This window comes from Fretibacterium fastidiosum (genome assembly GCF_000210715.1).
Lineage (GTDB): Bacteria > Synergistota > Synergistia > Synergistales > Aminobacteriaceae > Fretibacterium > Fretibacterium fastidiosum.
In genome coordinates, this window is the sequence record NC_021038.1 from 2343154 (window position 1) to 2360753 (window position 17600).

Consider the following 17600-nt stretch of genomic DNA (forward strand, 5'->3'; position numbering starts at 1 on the left):
TTTGGATGACCTGCCGAACGATCTCGCTGTCGATGGAACCGCCCGCCCCGGTCACCAGGACGCGCCGGCGCCGGATGTAGTTCGAGTCCTCGTCCAGGTCGATCCTGATGGGATCGCGCCCCAGCAGGTCCTCGAGCTTGACGCTGCGCAGCCTCGTGACGGACACCGCACCGCCCGCCAGCTCCCGCAGGCTGGGCAGGAGGCGAACCTCCACCCCAAGGGGAGCGAGCTGCTTGTAGAGGGAGCGAATCTTGCGGCCGTGCGCTGAAGGAATGGCGATCAGGACGACCCGGATCCCCTCCTCCCGGACGACCTCCGCCAGCCGCGACGTGTCGCCGACGACCTTCAGCCCCGCGATCCGCTTGCCCGCCTTTTGGGGGTCGTCGTCCACGAAGGCTTTCGGAACGAGGCTGCTGGCGTTGCGCATGAGGTCGCGGGCCAGGAGGGCGCCCGCCTCGCCGGCCCCGACGATGAGGGCCTTCAGTCGTTCCCCTTCCCTGGCCGGCTGAGCGTGGAGGCGCCAGGACACGCGGAGCGCCCCGCTGAAGAGGACGCCGGCGGAGAGCATGATGGCCAGGGACGTGCGCGGGAGGAGGACGAGGCGCCAGACGCCGTTCACGAGGACAAAGAGCAGGGAGGCGAGGAGGTAGAGCTCGCTGAAGCGCACGTAGTCCTCGAGGCTGGCCTGGGTCCACAGAATTTTGTACTGGCCGAAGACCGTGAAGATGGCCGACGCCAGCGCCGGAAAGGCGATCGCCGTGACGATGCAGTCCCTCGCGTAGAGTGCGGGGATGAAGAGGCTGAGCCGTATGGCGTACCCCAGGTAGCAGGCGAGGGCGAGGAGCAGGAGGTCGAGCAGCGCCACGATAAGGCCGCTGTTGGCCGCCCGGTTCCACAGGCGGAGCGTCGCCAGCAAAAGACGCCTCATGATGCCCTTGCGTCCCCTGGTGACCCTAGAGGATTAGCTTCTTTCCGCCGCCCTGACTGCCGCCGCCCAGACGATCCAGCTGGTCCAGCACGGCGGCCGGGGCGACGTCGATCTTCGACTTCTGGTGCGACATGGCCTCTTTCAAGCGCTTGTCGTAGTCCTCGATGGACTTTTTGATGGCCTCCACGTCCCCCTTGATCCACAGCATCAGCCCGTCCGCCACGGCCTTCAGGGCCTTCTCGTCCGGCATTTCCTTCAGCATCCCCAGGGAGTGGAGGATGCCGTGTTCCTCCCGAACGGCGTCCAGCACGTCGCTCTCGTCGAAGAACCCCTTCCTGTACAGGATGCGGAACATGATGTTGAAGCGGCTCTTCTGGTTTTCCGAGTCCATCGTCAGGCCGTCCATCCTGGCGAGCAGCATGGAGATCAACTCGTCGAGACCTATCTGCATCGGCATGATAAAATTCCTCCAAAAAATAAAGTGCGGCGACCGTGCCGCCGATGACGCAACAACGTTCATTCTAGCACAGACGGAGGGCTCTACGGAGCGCGTGCCGTCGCTGGCGAAAAAGAGACGGGGCGATCGGGAGCCTCCGCGCTTTTGTTCGTTTTTAATGGTATAATACGCGCGTTTGCAAGGTCGAAAGGAGCCTGAGGAATGAATACAGAGTTGCTGGGACAGGATAAAAACGTCGTCAAGATCAAGGTGAACTTTGAAGCGGACGAGTTCGTGGACGGCCTCAAGAAGGCGCTGCGCGAGCTGTCTCGCGATCTTAACATCCCTGGGTTCCGCCGGGGACACGCTCCCCGGAAGGTCATCGAGATGCGCGTCGGGCGCGACGCGCTTTACAACGAGACCCTTGAAAAGCTCCTTTCAAACGCGGTGCCGCAGATCCTGGAGGACTACGACCTGGAGACGATCGATCAGCCCTCTCTGCTGAGCGCGGGCGATATTCGTGAGGGCCAGCCCGTCTCCTGCGAACTGAGCTTTGAGGTGATGCCGGAGGTCAAGCTGCCGGAGATCGGGGAGATCGAGGTCGAAAAGGTGAGGACCGACGTCACGGACGACATGCTGGAGAAGCTCATCGACCGCCTGCGCAGGGACCGATCGAGCCTGAACCCGGTGGAGCGCCCTGTGGAGGTGAACGACGTCGTGACCGTCACCTTTCGGGTCCGGGTCCTGGAGGAGGGCGCGGAGGAGACCGCGCCGCGGAAGAACGAGATCGACCTCGCCGACGAGAACGTGCGCCCTGCAATCCGCGAGGCGCTTCTGGGGCATTCCATTGGGGACGTCGTCGAGACGGAGTTTGACGTTGAACCCGATTATCAGGATAAGAAGGTCGCGGGCAAGCGCATTCACTACACGATGACCCTGGAGAGCGCCGTGGAGCGCGTCCTCCCGGAGCTGGGGGAGGCGTTTTATAAAAAGCTGTTCGGCGACGAGACGGAGGTCCTCACCGAGGAGGCGTTCCGCAGCAAGATGCGGAGCGACCTCGCGGCCAGCCTCGAAAGGGAGAACGGTGATGACGCAGCCCTCCGTGCGTTGGAGGAACTCGTCCGTCGCTCCGAGCTGGAGGTTCCGGTCTCCATGATCAAGAGGGAGGCCGCGACGTTGCGCCGCAGGGACGAACAGGAGGCGAAGGAGCGCTACGGCATGGAGCTGCACCAGGTCCTGGGCCCGAAGAACGACCACTGGGAGCAGGACTACCTGAAGATCCTGGACACGAGGGCGGAGAACCTCGTGCGCCGCACCCTGGTCCTGAACGCTGTGGCAAAGAAGTACGATGTCGGGATCGAACAGGAGGACGTGGAGGCGGAGCTTAAGCGGCGTGCCTCCCTCTATGGGATCGACCGAAACAGCCTGGCCGCCTACTTCTACAAGAACGAGAAGGCGATGGAGCAGCTGACGAACGAGGTGTACCAGGACAAGGTGCTCAGGCAGGTCCTGTCGCTGGTGAAGGTCAGGGAAGTCGCCGAGCTCTCCGTCCCGCAGAAGGAAATCAAGGAAGGACAGCCCCAGGAGCAACGGTAAGGAGGAGGTCCTGATGAGCACCTATTACATCCCTTACGTTATCGAGCAGACGGGGCGCGGCGAGCGCAGCTACGACATCTACAGCCGGCTCCTTAAGGACCGCATCGTGTTTTTGGGCACCCAGGTGATGGACGACGTGGCGAACTCTATCGTCGCGCAGCTCCTGTTTCTGGAGAGCGAGGATCCGGATAAGGACATCCACCTCTACATCAACAGCCCTGGCGGGAGCGTCACGGCGGGGATGGCCATCTACGACACGATGCAGTACATCAAGAGTCCGGTATCGACGATCTGCGTCGGGATGGCCGCCAGCATGGCCGCCATCCTCCTGTCCGGGGGAGCCAGGGGGAAGCGCCTGGCGCTCCCCAACGCGGAGGTCATGATCCATCAGCCCCTGGGCGGCACGAGTGGGCAGGCGAGCGACATTGAGATCCACGCGCGCAACATCCTGAACACCAGAAAGCGTATGAACGCGATCCTGGCCCGGCACACGGGACAGGACGTGGAGAAGGTGGCCCAGGACACCGATCGGGACAACTTCATGACGGCTCAGGAGGCGCTGGACTACGGCCTGATCGACCGCATCATCGAATCGCGCTGACGCCCGAACGGGCCCGCACAGAGGTTCGCTTGAGGGGATAGGATGCCTTTCCGTCCCCTTCGTTGTGTCTGTAAACTGAGGAAATTATTGTAACAGCGCGCCGTGACCGCTGCAGCGCGGGCGAGCTTTCGAGGCACGGTGCCTGGCGGTCCCTTTTTAATGCGGGGCCGCATGGCTTGGCAGAGGACGGACACCCGTTCCGTCTGCCGCAGGGGGACGCTCCCCGGAGGTCTTTTTACAGTTGAAGAAGATGAAAAGAACTGATATCGGTTTCAATGACGTTCACTGCTCGTTCTGCGGGAAGTCCCAGGACGAGGTTCACCGCCTGATGGCTGGGTCTGGGGTTTGGATCTGCGACGAGTGCGTCGAGCTCTGCAACATGATCCTGGCCGAGGAGGGAGGGGGGCGGCCGGAGGGCGCGAAGGGCACCGCGGTCCCGCAGGAAGGCCCCCTGCCCTTTGCCGAGCTCGAGGCAGTGAAGCCGCGCGAGCTCAACGCGTTCCTGGACCAGTACGTCATCGGGCAGTCCAGGGCGAAGCGCGTCGTCTCCGTCGCGGTTTACAACCACTATCAGAGGGTCCGCAACAACCTTGAGCTGAAGAACTCCGACATCGAGCTCCAGAAGAGCAACGTCCTTCTGGTCGGGCCCACCGGGTCGGGCAAGACCCTGATCGCCCAGACGCTGGCCCACAGGCTGAACGTGCCCTTTGCCATCGCGGATGCCACGACGCTCACGGAGGCGGGGTATGTGGGGGAGGACGTCGAGAACATCCTGCTTCGCCTCCTCCAGGCCGCCGACTACGACCTGTCGGCCGCGGAGCGGGGAATCATCTACCTGGACGAGATCGACAAGATAGCGCGCAAGTCCGAGTCCGTGTCCATCACGCGGGACGTCTCCGGCGAGGGCGTCCAGCAGGCGCTGCTCAAGATCCTGGAGGGGACCATCGCCAACATCCCCCCAAAGGGCGGACGCAAGCACCCGCACCAGGACTTCATTCAGATGAACACCGAGAACATCCTGTTCATCTGCGGCGGCGCCTTTGAGGGGATCGAGCACATCGTGGCACGGCGCGAGTTTCAGCGCTCCCTGGGCTTTGGCGGAGAGTTGGCCGCGCGCAGCGCGGACGACCGCTACAACGTCCTGAGCAAGATCCAGCCGGAGGACCTGGTGACCTTCGGCTTCATCCCGGAGCTCGTGGGACGCATCCCCGTGCTGGTGGCCCTCGAGGAGCTGGACACCGCCGCCTTCGTCCGCATCCTTCAGGAGCCGCGCAACGCGCTGGTCAAGCAGTACAAGAAGATACTCGCCATGGAGGGCGTGGACCTGGAGTTCACCCGGGATGCCCTGAAGCGCATCGCGGAGCTTGCGGTGCAGAAGAAGACGGGCGCCCGCGGGCTGAGGGCCATCATGGAGAACCTGATGCTGGACCTCCTCTTCGAGCTCCCCTCCATGGAGAAGAACTTCAAGAAACTGGTGATAACGGAGGACTTCGTGAACCACAAGACGTCCCTTGAAAGGCTCCTGGCCGAGGCCAGGGAGGTCGCCTGAAGTGCCGACGAAGATTCTGATAACGGGGGAGAAGGACCCGGCCGACGTGGAGGAGAGGGACTGCCCCACGCTCCCGGTGCGGGACACCGTGGTCTTTCCCGGGGTCATCATGCCCCTCTTCGTGGGACGGCCCCGCTCCCTGCGGGCGGTGGAGTCCGCCTTCCTCCAGGACAAGAAGCTCTTCGTCGTCGCTCAGTCCAACAACGCCGTGGAGGACCCGGAGGCGTCGGACCTGTACAAGGTGGGGACCCTGTGCAGCCTCATGCAGATGCTCCGCCTGCCCGACGGGACGACCAAGCTCCTGATCGAGGGTGCGACCAGGATGCAGACGGAGGAGTACCGGCTGGACAACGAGATGTTCGTCGCCCACATTACACCGGTCGCGTGGAGGAACGCGGACCGCAAGGCCCTTGAGCCCTGGCGGCGGCGGGTGTTGGAGTGCTTTGAGCGCTACAACGCCCTTCAGCCCAGGATACCGGGCGAGGTCATGGCCTCCATCGCGGCCCTGGACGACCTGGAGCAGCTGATCAATCTGATCGGCTCCCACATCTCCATCAAACTGGAGGACCGACAGGCGCTGCTCGAAATCCAGGACATGCGGGAGGCCTTCGTGTTCCTCCTGCGCCTCCTGACCGAGGAGAACGACATCCTGGAGCTCGAGCGCGACATCCAGGACCGGGTGCGCTCCGCCGTGGACAAGAACCAGAAGGAGTACTACCTTCGGGAACAGCTGCGCGTCATCCAGAACGAGCTGGGACAGGGCGAAAGCGAGGAGGAGGAGTGGAGCGCCTACACGGAGAGGATCGAGGGGTCCGGCATGAGCGAGGAGGCCAGGACAAAGGCCCAGAAGGAGCTCTCCCGCCTCCGCAAGATGCCCTTCATCTCCCCGGAGGCTGCCGTCATCCGAAGCTACCTGGATTGGCTCCTGGACCTCCCCTGGGGGGTGCGGACGGAGGAGAACGACAATATCTCGCAGGCGGAGAAGGTGCTGGACCGCGATCACTACGGCCTGCGCAAGGTGAAGGACAGGATATTGGAGTTCCTGGCCGTGCGCCGCCATGCGGGTGCGGACATGAAGGGGCAGATCATCTGCTTCGTGGGCCCTCCCGGAGTCGGCAAGACTTCCCTGGGCCGGTCGATCGCCGACGCGCTGAACCGAAAGTTCATCAACGTATCGCTGGGCGGCGTTCGGGACGAGGCGGAGATACGCGGACACCGACGGACGTACATCGGCTCCCTGCCGGGACGCATCATTCAGACGCTGGTGCGGGCGGGCAGCTGCAACCCCGTCATGCTCCTGGACGAGATCGACAAGTTGGGCAACGACTTTCGAGGCGACCCGGCCTCCGCTCTGCTGGAGGTCCTGGACCCCCGCCAAAACTCGCACTTTGCCGACCACTACCTCGAAGTCTCCTTCGACCTCAGCGAGGTCCTCTTCATCACGACGGCGAACGTCACCCATTCCATCCCCAGGCCCTTGCTCGACCGCATGGAGCTCATCTCCCTTCCGGGGTACATCGCCGAGGAAAAGGTGCAGATCGCCTCGCGCTACCTCCTGCCCCGCAGCCTGAAGGAACACGGTTTCAAGCGGATGGAGCTCAAGGTTCCGGTCCCCGCCCTGAAGAAGATCATCAGCTCCTACACCCAGGAGGCTGGGGTCCGCGGGCTGGAGCGATGCCTCTCGACGATCGTGCGGAAGGTCACGCGGCAGGTCGTGGAGGGGGAGGACAAGGGCGCGCCCCTCTCCCTGCCGGCCTCCGTCAAGGTGGCGGACCTGAAGGAGTACCTGGGGTCCCCCAAGCTCTACGACCTGGCGGTCCCCACCGCCCCGGAGAGGGGCAGCGTCGTGGGGCTCGCCTGGACCGAGGCGGGCGGGGACGTCCTGATCATCGAAGCTGTGATCATGAAGGGGAAGGGAGAGCTGCTTCTGACGGGACAGTTGGGCGATGTGATGCAGGAGTCCGCCAAGGCCGCCGTCAGCTACCTGAGGTCTGAGAGCGCGGCCCTCGACCTGGAGGACGTGGACTGGAAGGCCCTCGACATCCACCTGCACGTGCCGGAAGGTGCCGTCCCCAAGGACGGGCCGTCCGCCGGCGTCACGATGGCGACGGCGATCCTCTCCGCGGTGAGCGGTCGCAGGGTCCGGCAGGGCATCGCCATGACGGGGGAGATATCCCTCCGCGGCAAGGTCCTGCCCGTCGGCGGGATCCGGGAGAAGATCCTGGCCGCCCGCCGCCACGGCGTGTCTCACATCCTCCTTCCCCTTCCCAACCGGGCCGACGTCGAGGAGGTCCCGCAGGAGTACACCAGGGGAATGACCTTCAGTTACGTCGAAGACGTCCTGTCGGTCTTTGAAAGGGCTCTTGAGAAGTAATGCGCGTCTCGCTTGAGGCCACGTGCTTCACTCCGCAGCAGCTGCCCCCGGAGGAGTGTCCGGAGGTCGTGATCGCCGGACGATCCAACGTGGGGAAGTCCAGCCTGATCAATGCGTTTCTGGGCATCAGGTTGGCGCACGTCGGGGCCACACCCGGCAAGACGCGCAGCATCAATTTTTATCGGGTCGAGGAGGATGAGCGTCCCTTCCGGCTCGTGGACCTGCCGGGATACGGGTACGCCTCGCGGAGCAAGGCCGAGAAGGACGCCTGGCTCCGACTGATCTCGGCCTACGTCGAGGGCCGTGCCGCCCTCCGCCTCGTGTGCCACCTCGTGGACTTCAGGCACGGGCTCCTGGCCAACGACCTCGAGCTTCAGGAGTGGCTCGTCCGTTGCGGCAGGGATATTCTGGTGGTCTTTACGAAGGCGGACAAGCTGGCGCGAGGACGATGGAAGGACAGGGTCAGACAGTACGTCGCCAGGGGACTGCACTCCGTTGACCTCCCCATCGTGACGTCCGCGGAGAAGCGGGTCGGCGTCGAGGAGTTGAGGTCGTTCATTCGGTCTTTTCTTGAGCGAAACGATTGAACGGGAACGGCGCCAGCCTTCTCTCCGTTACTTGCGTACTTGTACCATTCTTGTGGAGGGACAACGGCGATGAAGCGGGGAAGACATTGGCGCGCCTGGGGCGATTCGAACGCCCGACCTACGGCTCCGGAGGCCGTCACTCTATCCACTGAGCTACAGGCGCGCGTCAGGTCAACGCCAGTAACTATAGCATATTTTGACGAAAAATGAAGGTGCAAATCCAGATTCTCGGTAAAATTCCTGAAGGATTTTCACTCGACTTCCGAGAAGACCGATCTGGAGTCAAGGCCCGAAACATTTGAGACGAGGTGCGGGGATCATGATCAAAATAGTCGTAGCGGACGATCACAAGCTCTTCAGGGATGGTCTGCGCAAGATCCTGGAGCTGGAGCCGGACATCAAGGTCGTGGGGGAGGGGGCCGACGGCGAGGAGGCGCTGGAGCTGCTTCGCCAGCACCGTCCCGACGTCATCCTCTTCGACATCAACATGCCGCAGATGGACGGGGTGCAGCTGGCGCGGGAGATCAAGGCCAGAGGAATCAAGGCCGCCTCCGTAGCCGTCAGCGCCTACGACGACGAGGACTGCCTGGCCACCCTTTCCGCCGAGGGAGTGAAGGGTTTCGTCCTCAAGTCCTCCGGAAGGTCGGAGTTGATCGCGGCCATTCGCGCAGCCTGTCGCGGTGAGCCCTACGTGGACCCCAAGGTGGCGGGGAAGCTGATGACCAGCTTCTCCAGGAGGAAGAACGAGAACAGCCTTCTGGACGACCTCTCCCCCCGTGAGAAGGTGGTCCTGTACTGGCTGTCCCAGGGGATGAGCAACCAGGAGGTGGCGCAGAAGACCGTCCTCTCCGAGAAGACGGTGAAGAACCACGTCAGCCACATGCTGAAGAAACTGGAGCTGCGCGACCGAACTCAGGCGGCCATCCTCGCCTGGAAGCTGGGCTTCGCCCAGATGAGCCCGGAGACGATGGAGCAGCTCATCGGCGACGGCGCCGGGATCGAGAGCTGATTCCCGCCTCGGACTGAAAAGCGCCCCCCACGGCCTGTGGGGGGCGCGCTGCGTCCAGCGCTCAGTGGCTGATGCTGTCGAGGTTCTCCTTTAAGCGGGCGATCTGCGCCGTGCCCTCGGCCACCCGCGCACGCTCCTTCTCCACCACCTCCTGGGGAGCCCTGGAGACGAAGCTGGGCTTGTCGAGCCTGGCCCGACTGGCCGCCACGTTCTTCTCGATGGAGGCGATCTCCTGGGTCAAGCGGGCGATCTCCGACGGGATGTCCAGCACGTCTCCCACGGGCAGGCCGATCTCGGCGTCCCCCACGACGGAGGCCAGCGAGGCCGCGGGCCGCGGCTCAGAGAGCGGAGTGATCGCGACCTCGTGAACGCGGCAGAGGCCTGAGAGCTGCCCCAGGTTGTCGCGCAGCATCTCCGCGACGGCGGGGTTGTCCACCCGGATCACCGCGCGGCTCATCCACTGCTGGGGAGCGACGTGCGCCTCCGCCCGCAGGTTGCGCAGCGCGGACACCGTATCCTGCAGCGCGCGCATGGAGGTCCGGGCGTCGGCAAAGCAGAGCGCTTCCTGAGGCCGGGGCCACGGAGCCCTCATGATGGAGGTGTCGCCCCAGCCGAACGCGGCCCACAGCTCCTCCGTCACGAAGGGGATGAAGGGGTGGAGCAGCGGAAGGAGCGTCTTGAAGACCTCATCCAGCACGCCCTGTGCCGTTCGCCTGCGCTCCGGCCCCTCGTCGCCGCGCAGCGCGGGCTTCGACATCTCGATGTACCAGTCGCAGACGTCGCCCCAGGTGAAGTCGTAGAGGCTTCGGGCAGCTTCGCCGATGTCGTAGCCGTCGATGCACTTCGTGATCTTTTGGGTCACCTCCTGGCAGCGGGTGAGTATCCAGCGGTCCTGGAGGCGCAGCCGTGCCCGGTCGATGGGCTGGGGCTCGTCGTCGAGGTTCATCAGGGCAAACCGCGCCGCGTTCCACAGCTTGTTCATGAAGTGCCTGTAGGTCTCTATCTTGTCGGAGGAGAGCAGGATGTCCCGCCCCTGAGTGGAGAGCGCCGCCAGGGCCATGCGCAGCGCGTCGGCGCCGTACTGGTCGATCATGACGAGGGGGTCGATGACGTTGCCCTTCGACTTGCTCATCTTGTCGCCCTTCTCGTCCCGGATCAGGGAGTGGATGTAGACGTCCTTGAAGGGGACTTCGTCCATGAACTCAAGCCCCATCATGATCATCCGGGCCACCCAGAAGAAGATGATGTCAAACCCCGTCACCATGAGCGACGTGGGGTAAAAGTAGTCGAGCGTCGGGGTCCTTTCGGGCCAGCCCATCGTGGAGAAGGGCCAGAGCGCGCTGCTGAACCAGGTGTCCAGCACGTCCTCGTCCTGCGCGATGTTTCGGCTGCCGCACTTCTCGCACTCCGCGGGGTCCGTCTCGGCGACGGTGACGTGCCTGCAGTCGGCGCAGGTCCAGGCCGGGATGCGGTGTCCCCACCACAGCTGGCGGGAGATGCACCAGTCCCGTATGTTCTCCATCCAGTGAAAGTACGTCTTCTCCCACTGCTCCGGCGTCCACGTGATGCGGCCGTCCTTGACGGCCTGAACGCCGCGCTCCGCAAGGGGCTTCGTCCGGACGAACCACTGTTCGGAAAGGTAGGGCTCCACGGTGGTCCCGCACCTCTGGCAGTGACCGACGGAGTGCTTAATCTCCTCGGTCCTCTCCAGCAGCCTCAGCGCGTCGAGGTCCTTCGCCGCGGCCTCGCGCGCCTGCTCCAGGGTCATACCCCGATACCTGCCGGCGTTCTCGTTCATGACGCCCTCGGAATCGATGACCTGAATCTGCTCCAGGTCGTGCCTCTGTCCCACCAGGAAGTCGTTGGGGTCGTGGGCCGGCGTGATCTTGACGCAGCCCGTCCCGAACTCCGGGTCCACCATGTTGTCCTCGATGATGGGGATCTCGCGATCCGTCAGGGGGACGCGGACCCTTTTTCCGATCATGCCGCGGTACTGCTCCGATCGCGGATGCACCGCGATGGCCACGTCTCCCAGGATCGTCTCCGGGCGCGTCGTCGCCACGAGGAGCGATCCCTCCTCGCCGACGAAGGGGTAGCGCACGTAATAGAACTTTCCGGGCATCTCCCGGTACTCCACCTCCAGGTCGGAGAGGGCGGTGTGGCAGCGGGAGCACCAGTTGATGATGTACTTGCCCTTGTAGATCAGGTCCTTTTTGTACAGGCGCACAAACACCGCCCGAACGGCGCGGGACAGCCCCTCGTCGAACGTAAAGCGCTCGCGCCGCCAGTCGCAGGAGTTCCCCAGCCGCTTCATCTGCTTGATGATGCGGTCGCCGTAGACCTCCTTCCACTCCCAGACCTTCTTCACGAAGGCCTCGCGCCCGAGGTCGTGGCGGGTCAGGCCTTTTTTGGCCAGGTCCTTCTCCACGACGTTCTGCGTCGCGATGCCCGCGTGGTCCGTCCCGGGGAGCCAGAGGACGCTGTATCCCTGCATGCGCTTCGTCCGGCACAGGATGTCCTGAAAGGTGTTGTTGAAGGCGTGCCCCATGTGGAGCGACCCCGTGACGTTCGGGGGGGGGATCACAATGGAAAAGGCCTCTTTGGAGGCGTCGGGCTCCGCATTGAACAGCCCCTTCTCCAGCCAGAACGCATACCACTTCTCCTCGATGGCATCGGGTGAATAGCCCTTGGCGAGCTCTCGGTTCCTCTTCATTACAATCGACACTCCGTCCCCCAAAAAATTTGCCTCGCGCTGTCGTGACAAAGCGGCGGTCCAGGGCCGCAACGCTGATAAAGAAGCCAGGACAAGGAATCCTAAATCAAACATTCTAGCATATAAGACAGGGAAATATAAGTTCTCGATCAGTTCTCGATCGACGCGCTCAAAGGGCGCGCCGGAGTTTCGTTTCGATGTTCAGCGCCGTTTCTGCGTGCATTTTTTGTCCTTTTATGTTATTTTAATTCATGCTGCTTCAAGCGATGGATTCGAGTGCGGTTCTTTGTCGAACGGGACCTTCGGGCAAAGCGTCCGAGGGCCCTTAATACAGGAGGGAATGCGGAGCATGGAAATGTACGTCACAGCGCTGCGCGAGCTCTTTGACTCATCAGGGTTCGCGGTCTTGTTCTCCCCCGCGGGGACGGGCAACCTCGTCATGATCATCGTCGCCTTCGTCCTGCTCTACCTGGCTATCGGCAAGGGGTTTGAGCCCCTGCTCCTCGTTCCCATCGCCTTCAGCTGCCTGCTGGTCAACCTGCCCCTGTCCGGCATCATGGACCTGCCCACGGCGGAAAACCCCTCGCTTGGGTTCCTGCGGGCCGTTTACTTCGGCGCGCAGTACGAGATATACCCCATCATCATCTTCCTTGGGATAGGCGCCCTGACGGATTTCGGCCCCCTCATCGCGAACCCGATCACGTTCCTGCTGGGCGCTGCCGCGCAGTTCGGCGTGTTCGTCTCCTTCATCGGGGCCAACTGGGTCGGCCCCATCGCCAAAAGCTTCGGCCTCGACGTGGCCTTCAACATCAAGCAGGCCGCGAGCATCGGCATCATCGGCGGCGCGGACGGACCCACGAGCATCTACCTGACCATGAAGCTGGGACAGGAGGAGATTCTGGGCGCCATCGCCGTTGCGGCCTACAGCTACATGTCCCTCGTCCCGCTGATCCAGCCTCCGTTCATTCGGATGTTCACGTCGAAGAAGGACCGCGGCATCGTGATGAGCGAGCTCCGCCCCGTCAGCAAGCGCGAGAAGATCCTGTTCCCCATCATCTGCACCATCGTGGCCGGCCTGGTGCTTCCGGCCTGCGTGCCTCTGGTTGGTACGTTGATGTTCGGCAACCTGCTGCGCGAGTGCGGAGCCACGGAACGCCTGAGCCAGACGGCCCAGAACGAGCTCCTGAACATCACCACGATCTTCCTGGGCCTCGCCGTCGGCTCCACGATGGAGGCCGACAAGTTCCTGCAGGCCCGCACGCTCATCATCGTCCTGCTCGGCCTGATCGCCTTCATCTTCAGCACGGTTGGTGGGGTCCTCTTCGGTCAGCTCATGAAGGTGCTCTCGGGCGGCAAGATCAACCCGATGATCGGCTCCGCAGGCGTTTCGGCCGTCCCAATGGCAGCGCGCGTCGTGCAGCGGGTTGTCCAGGAGGAGTACCCCGGCCACTTCCTGCTGATGCACGCTATGGGGCCCAACGTGGCGGGCGTCATCGGCACCGCGGTGGCGGCGGGCGTCATGCTGACGTTGCTCTCCAAGTAGGGAACCCGCCGTCCAAACTCTTTGTTGAGGAAGCGAACGCAGGCCGCCCCCTGGGGGGCGGCTTTGCTCATGGCAAGACCCCTGCGTGCGGCTATGCGGGTTTGCGTTCCTCTGCTACAATACCAACCCGCGTTGACCCACCGCAGGCCCTGGAGCCTGCGCCCGGCAGCGGGCCGAAAAGACATGAGAAGTGGGGGCTGCGCGGCTCTCAAAAAGTTTTTCAGGATGGGGAGGGATTGTTCCATGAGTCAGTTTGAAGAAGGCGTCATGCTGGGCAAGCTGCCGCCGGACGAGCTCCGCCGGAACGTGCTGCGCTATGCGGGAGCGCCCCGGAAGGACCTGATCGTCGGAGGCGGACTCGGCGAGGACGCTGCGCTGATCCGGTGGCCGGACGCCGAGCGCTTCCTCGTCGTGGCGTCCGATCCCATCGTGGGGGCCTCGGAGGGCGCGGGGGAGCTCCTGGTCCACGTGAACGCCAACGACGTCGTCTGCAAGGGCGGCGAGCCGTCCTGGCTCATCGTGACGCTGATCGTTCCGGCGGGAGAGGGGGTTGCCATGGTCGGCCGGATCATGCGGGAGGTGCATGAGGCCTGTGCCGCCATGGGAATCGCCGTGGTGGGCGGGCACACGGAACTGTCGGACCGCTACGACTGGCCCGTCATCGTGGGGACGATGATGGGGCCCGCCAACTGTCGGCTGGGGATCAGCCGGATACGGCCGGGCGACAGGCTCCTCGTGACCGGTCACGCCGGGCTTGAGGGGATGTCCATCCTGGCGCACGACAGGCCGGACCTCCTGGGCTGCCTCAGCGCGGAGGAGCTGGCGACGGTCCGCGCCTGGAGGAAGGACCTCTCCGTCGTCCCCGCGGCCAGGGCCCTTCGGGACTTTTCGCACTACATGCACGACCCCACGGAGGGCGGCCTGGAGGGAGCCCTCCTGGAGGTCTGCAAGGCTGCCGGGCTTCCGCTGACGCTCGACCGCGACGCCGTCCCCATCTCTCCCATCACGCGACGGGCCGCGGCCTCCCTGGGCTTCGATCCCATGCGCCTGATCTCGTCGGGGATGCTGATCGCCGCCGTCTCGGAGGAAGGGGTGGGGGCTGCTCAGGCCGCCCTCCTTCAGAAGCGTATCCCTTCAAGCATTATAGGACAATTTGGCACGACGAAGGGCGACGGCGCGGAGGATCGGCTGGACATGCACGAGGAGCTATGGGACCTCCTGGCCAGGGGAAGGGCGTAGGGCAGCGGATATAGTATAATAGGGACCCAAGCGGATTGTTCTTTTGCAGTGGTTATAGTTTTGTCATAGAGGAGAGCTTATGCGATGGCGAGTTCCAGCGGGAGCGAGACGGCAAGAGGGGATTTTTTTGACAGGTCGTGGCAGCGGACGAAGCTGTGCGGCGATTTCTCCAGGGAAGACGCGGGCAGAGAGGTTCGGGCCAACGGATGGGTGCGCCGGCGGCGTGACCTGGGCGGCATCATCTTCATCGAGTTGTGGGATCATACGGGGTCCGTCCAGGTGGTGTTCAACCCTGAGGCGGGAGACGTGCACGGGGCCGCGGGCGGGCTGAGGAGCGAGTACTGCGTCGCGGTGCGGGGCAAGCTCCGGATACGGCCCGAGGGCACGGAGAATCCGGGGCTGAAGACGGGCGCGGTGGAGATCGTCGCCCAGGACCTCCTGATCCTGTCCAAGGCGTCGCCCATCCCCTTCGAGGTGGGGGAGGCGACGGACGACGTGGACGAGAACCTGCGCCTGACCTACCGCTACCTGGACCTGAGGCGCGAGAGGATGCAGAACAACCTGCGCACCCGCAGCCGAATCAACGCCTTCACGCGGCGCTACCTGGAGGGGCAGGGGTTCGTTGAGCTGGAGACGCCCATCCTGACGAAGGCCACCCCCGAAGGGGCCCGCGACTACCTCGTCCCCAGCCGCGTCACCCCCGGGACGTTCTACGCGCTGCCCCAGTCCCCCCAGCTCTTCAAGCAGATCCTGATGGTCAGCGGCTTCGACCGCTATTACCAGATCGCGCGCTGCTTCCGGGACGAGGACCTCCGGGCGGACCGCCAGCCCGAGTTCACGCAGGTGGACATCGAGATGAGCTACGTCGTCGAGGACGACGTCATGGAGCTCATCGAAGGCTACATGAAGGGGCTCTTCAAGGAGGTCCTTGGTGTGGACGTTCCGACGCCCTTTGGACGTATGCTCTACTGGGACGCCATGGACCGCTACGGGAGCGACAAGCCGGACCTGCGCGTCACCCTTGAGCTCTGCGACGTGGCCTCCGTCTTTGCAAAGGCTTCCTTCGAGCCCTTCAAACAGGTGCTGGACGGCGGCGGTGTGGTGAGGGCGCTGCCTCTGCCGGGCGGGGCGGCGCTCTCGCGCAAGGAGCTGATGGACCTCGAGGACCGCGCCAGGAAGTTCGGCGCATCGGGGCTTGCGGCGTTTCAGATGAAGGAGGGAGCTCTGAAGGGCCCTCTGGTTAAGTTTCTCACCGAAGGGGAGTTGGAGGAGCTCTGCCGGATCGCGAACCTGAAGGACGGGGACGCTCTGTTCGTGCTGGCGGATGCCTCCCGCGCCAGGGCCTGCACCATCCTGGGCGTTCTGCGCCTCGACCTGGGCCGATCCCGCGGCTTCATGAACGAAAAGGAGTGGCGCTTCCTCTGGGTGACGAAGTTCCCGCTCTTCGAGTGGAGCGACGAGGAGAAGCGCTGGGTGGCGATGCACCATCCCTTCACCTCCCCCGTCCTTGAAGAGGGAGACCTGATGGAGCGCGACCCGTCGAAGGCCCTCGCCCGCGCCTACGACTGCGTCCTGAACGGCAACGAGGTGGGGGGAGGCTCCATCCGCATCCACGATCCGGAGGTGCAGGCCCGGCTCTTCAAGTGCCTCGGCATCTCGCCTGAGGAGGCCAAACGTCGATTCGGGTTCTTCCTGAACGCGCTTTCCTACGGGACGCCCCCCCACGGCGGCATCGCCCTGGGCGTGGACCGTCTGGTGATGCTCCTCTGCGGCGGGCAGTCCATCCGGGACGTCATGACGTTCCCCAAGACCCAGCGGGCTCAATGCCTGCTCTCTCAGGCCCCGGACGTCGTGGAGCAATCCCGGCTCGACGAGCTTCGGATCGCCGTCGTGCCCCCCGAGGCGGAATAAGGGCGTTCGGCAAATCTCAGGCTGAGGGAGGGAACGGCTTTGAGGGCAGAATTTTGTCACGTCAACTTCAACGTCCTGGACCTGGAGCGGAGCGTGGCCTTCTACGAGGAGGCCCTTGGCCTGCGCGAGGTCCGACGCAAGGAGGGGCGGGACTTCGTCCTCGTCTACATGGGCGATGGGACGACCGACTTCACGCTGGAGCTCACGTGGATGAGGGAGCGCAGGGAGCCCTACGACCTGGGCGAGGAGGAGTTTCACCTGGCCTTCCGAGTGGAGGACTACGACAAGGCCCTCGCCTTTCATCGCGAAAAGGGCTGGGTCTGTTTTGAGAACGAGGCCATGGGGGTCTACTTCATTCAGGACCCGGACGGGTACTGGCTGGAGGTCCTTCCGCCTCGCCGCTGACGGTCCTCAAGCCTCCCGTCCCTCCGGCGCTTGACGCTCCGGAGTGGACGGGAGGCCTTTTTATGCGCCGAATGCGCCGAAGACCTGACGGCCCTCGACGAAGGTCGCCCTGACGTTGAAATCGTCGTCGAGACAGACGATGTCCGCGTCCATTCCGGCTGCAAGCTCCCCCTTGCGCGTCAGGCCCAGGAGGCGGGCCGGGTTCCGCGAGACCGTTGCCGAGAGCTCGGACAGGGGGCGCCGCGTGGCCTGATGGAAGTTTTTGAGGGCGCGATTCATCGTGAGGACGCTCCCCGCGATCGTCCCGTCGCCGTTGACGGGCAGGCCGTCCCGGACCATCACGACGCCGCCTGCGAAGCGATAGTCCCCGTCGGGCAGGCCCGCCGCGCGCATGGAGTCCGTGATCAGGATGAGGCGGTCCGTCCCGATGAGCCGGCAGACGGGCTCAAAGAGCTCCGGCACGACGTGCCGTCCGTCCGCGATGAACTCGCACATGGCGTCGGAGACCGCCGCGGCCCCGACCATCCCCGGTCTTCGGTGGTGGAGGCCGCGCTGCGCGTTGAACAGGTGCGTGATGGAACGCGCCCCCGCCCGCACGGCGGAGAGCGCCAGGTCGAAGTCCGCCGTGGTGTGCCCCAGGGAGGGGACGATGCCCAGCCCCCTGAGGCTGCGCGTGAAGGAGTGCTGTGGGTCCAGCGTCGGCGAGAAC

General features: G+C 64.2%; 14 protein-coding genes and 1 tRNA gene. 10 read left to right on the top strand and 5 right to left on the bottom strand.

Annotated elements, in window-relative coordinates; all coding sequences use genetic code 11:
* The coding region (locus SY1_RS10560; RefSeq protein WP_481128940.1) for a nucleoside-diphosphate sugar epimerase/dehydratase at positions 1-928 on the bottom strand (928 nt) is incomplete at its 3' end.
* A 25-nt stretch (positions 929-953) separates the two neighbouring features.
* A complete protein-coding gene (locus tag SY1_RS10565) occupies positions 954-1385 on the bottom strand; it encodes a hypothetical protein (RefSeq protein WP_015557013.1) in 432 nt (143 codons plus the stop codon).
* A 201-nt stretch (positions 1386-1586) separates the two neighbouring features.
* On the opposite strand from SY1_RS10565, the gene tig reads away from it, so the two are divergent.
* The 5 genes from tig (at position 1587) to yihA (ending at position 8071) form a co-directional block, all read left to right on the top strand.
* On the top strand, positions 1587-2960 hold the full coding sequence (gene tig / locus SY1_RS10570) for a trigger factor (RefSeq protein WP_208873764.1): 1374 nt from the start codon (positions 1587-1589) through the stop codon (positions 2958-2960).
* 13 nt (positions 2961-2973) lie between these two features.
* Positions 2974-3561: an ATP-dependent Clp endopeptidase proteolytic subunit ClpP gene (gene clpP / locus SY1_RS10575; RefSeq protein WP_015557014.1), complete on the top strand. Its 588-nt coding sequence runs from the start codon at positions 2974-2976 to the stop codon at positions 3559-3561.
* Between the two features lie 250 nt (positions 3562-3811).
* Positions 3812-5110, top strand: a complete 1299-nt coding sequence (gene clpX, locus SY1_RS10580; RefSeq protein WP_208874052.1) for an ATP-dependent Clp protease ATP-binding subunit ClpX — start codon at positions 3812-3814, stop codon at positions 5108-5110.
* 1 nt (position 5111) lies between these two features.
* Complete coding sequence (gene lon / locus SY1_RS10585; RefSeq protein WP_243440674.1) at positions 5112-7484, top strand: endopeptidase La; 2373 nt, start codon at positions 5112-5114, stop codon at positions 7482-7484.
* Positions 7484-8071, top strand: coding sequence for a ribosome biogenesis GTP-binding protein YihA/YsxC (gene yihA / locus SY1_RS10590; protein ID WP_015557015.1), 588 nt, complete (start codon positions 7484-7486; stop codon positions 8069-8071). The genes lon and yihA overlap by 1 nt, the downstream gene beginning before the upstream one ends.
* An 87-nt stretch (positions 8072-8158) precedes the next feature.
* On the opposite strand, the gene SY1_RS10595 is transcribed toward yihA, so the two are convergent.
* Positions 8159-8234, bottom strand: a tRNA-Arg gene (locus SY1_RS10595).
* Between the two features lie 156 nt (positions 8235-8390).
* Here SY1_RS10595 and SY1_RS10600 point away from each other — a divergent pair.
* Positions 8391-9080, top strand: a complete 690-nt coding sequence (locus tag SY1_RS10600) for a response regulator (protein ID WP_015557016.1) — start codon at positions 8391-8393, stop codon at positions 9078-9080.
* A gap of 61 nt (positions 9081-9141) precedes the next feature.
* Here SY1_RS10600 and SY1_RS10605 read toward each other — a convergent pair whose 3' ends face one another.
* Positions 9142-11793: a valine--tRNA ligase gene (locus SY1_RS10605; RefSeq protein WP_015557017.1), complete on the bottom strand. Its 2652-nt coding sequence runs from the start codon at positions 11791-11793 to the stop codon at positions 9142-9144.
* A 349-nt stretch (positions 11794-12142) separates the two neighbouring features.
* On the opposite strand from SY1_RS10605, the gene SY1_RS10610 reads away from it, so the two are divergent.
* From SY1_RS10610 to SY1_RS10625, 4 genes are all read left to right on the top strand, one after another.
* Positions 12143-13336: a sodium ion-translocating decarboxylase subunit beta gene (locus SY1_RS10610; protein ID WP_015557018.1), complete on the top strand. Its 1194-nt coding sequence runs from the start codon at positions 12143-12145 to the stop codon at positions 13334-13336.
* Positions 13337-13579: 243 nt separating this feature from the next.
* Positions 13580-14575: an AIR synthase family protein gene (locus tag SY1_RS10615; RefSeq protein WP_015557019.1), complete on the top strand. Its 996-nt coding sequence runs from the start codon at positions 13580-13582 to the stop codon at positions 14573-14575.
* Positions 14576-14659: 84 nt separating this feature from the next.
* Positions 14660-16486, top strand: coding sequence for an aspartate--tRNA ligase (gene aspS, locus SY1_RS10620; RefSeq protein WP_015557020.1), 1827 nt, complete (start codon positions 14660-14662; stop codon positions 16484-16486).
* A gap of 39 nt (positions 16487-16525) precedes the next feature.
* On the top strand, positions 16526-16891 hold the full coding sequence (locus tag SY1_RS10625) for a VOC family protein (protein ID WP_208873765.1): 366 nt from the start codon (positions 16526-16528) through the stop codon (positions 16889-16891).
* 60 nt (positions 16892-16951) lie between these two features.
* On the opposite strand, the gene SY1_RS10630 is transcribed toward SY1_RS10625, so the two are convergent.
* A partial coding sequence (locus SY1_RS10630) for an N-acetylglucosamine-6-phosphate deacetylase (protein WP_208873766.1) occupies positions 16952-17600 on the bottom strand: 649 nt, incomplete at its 5' end.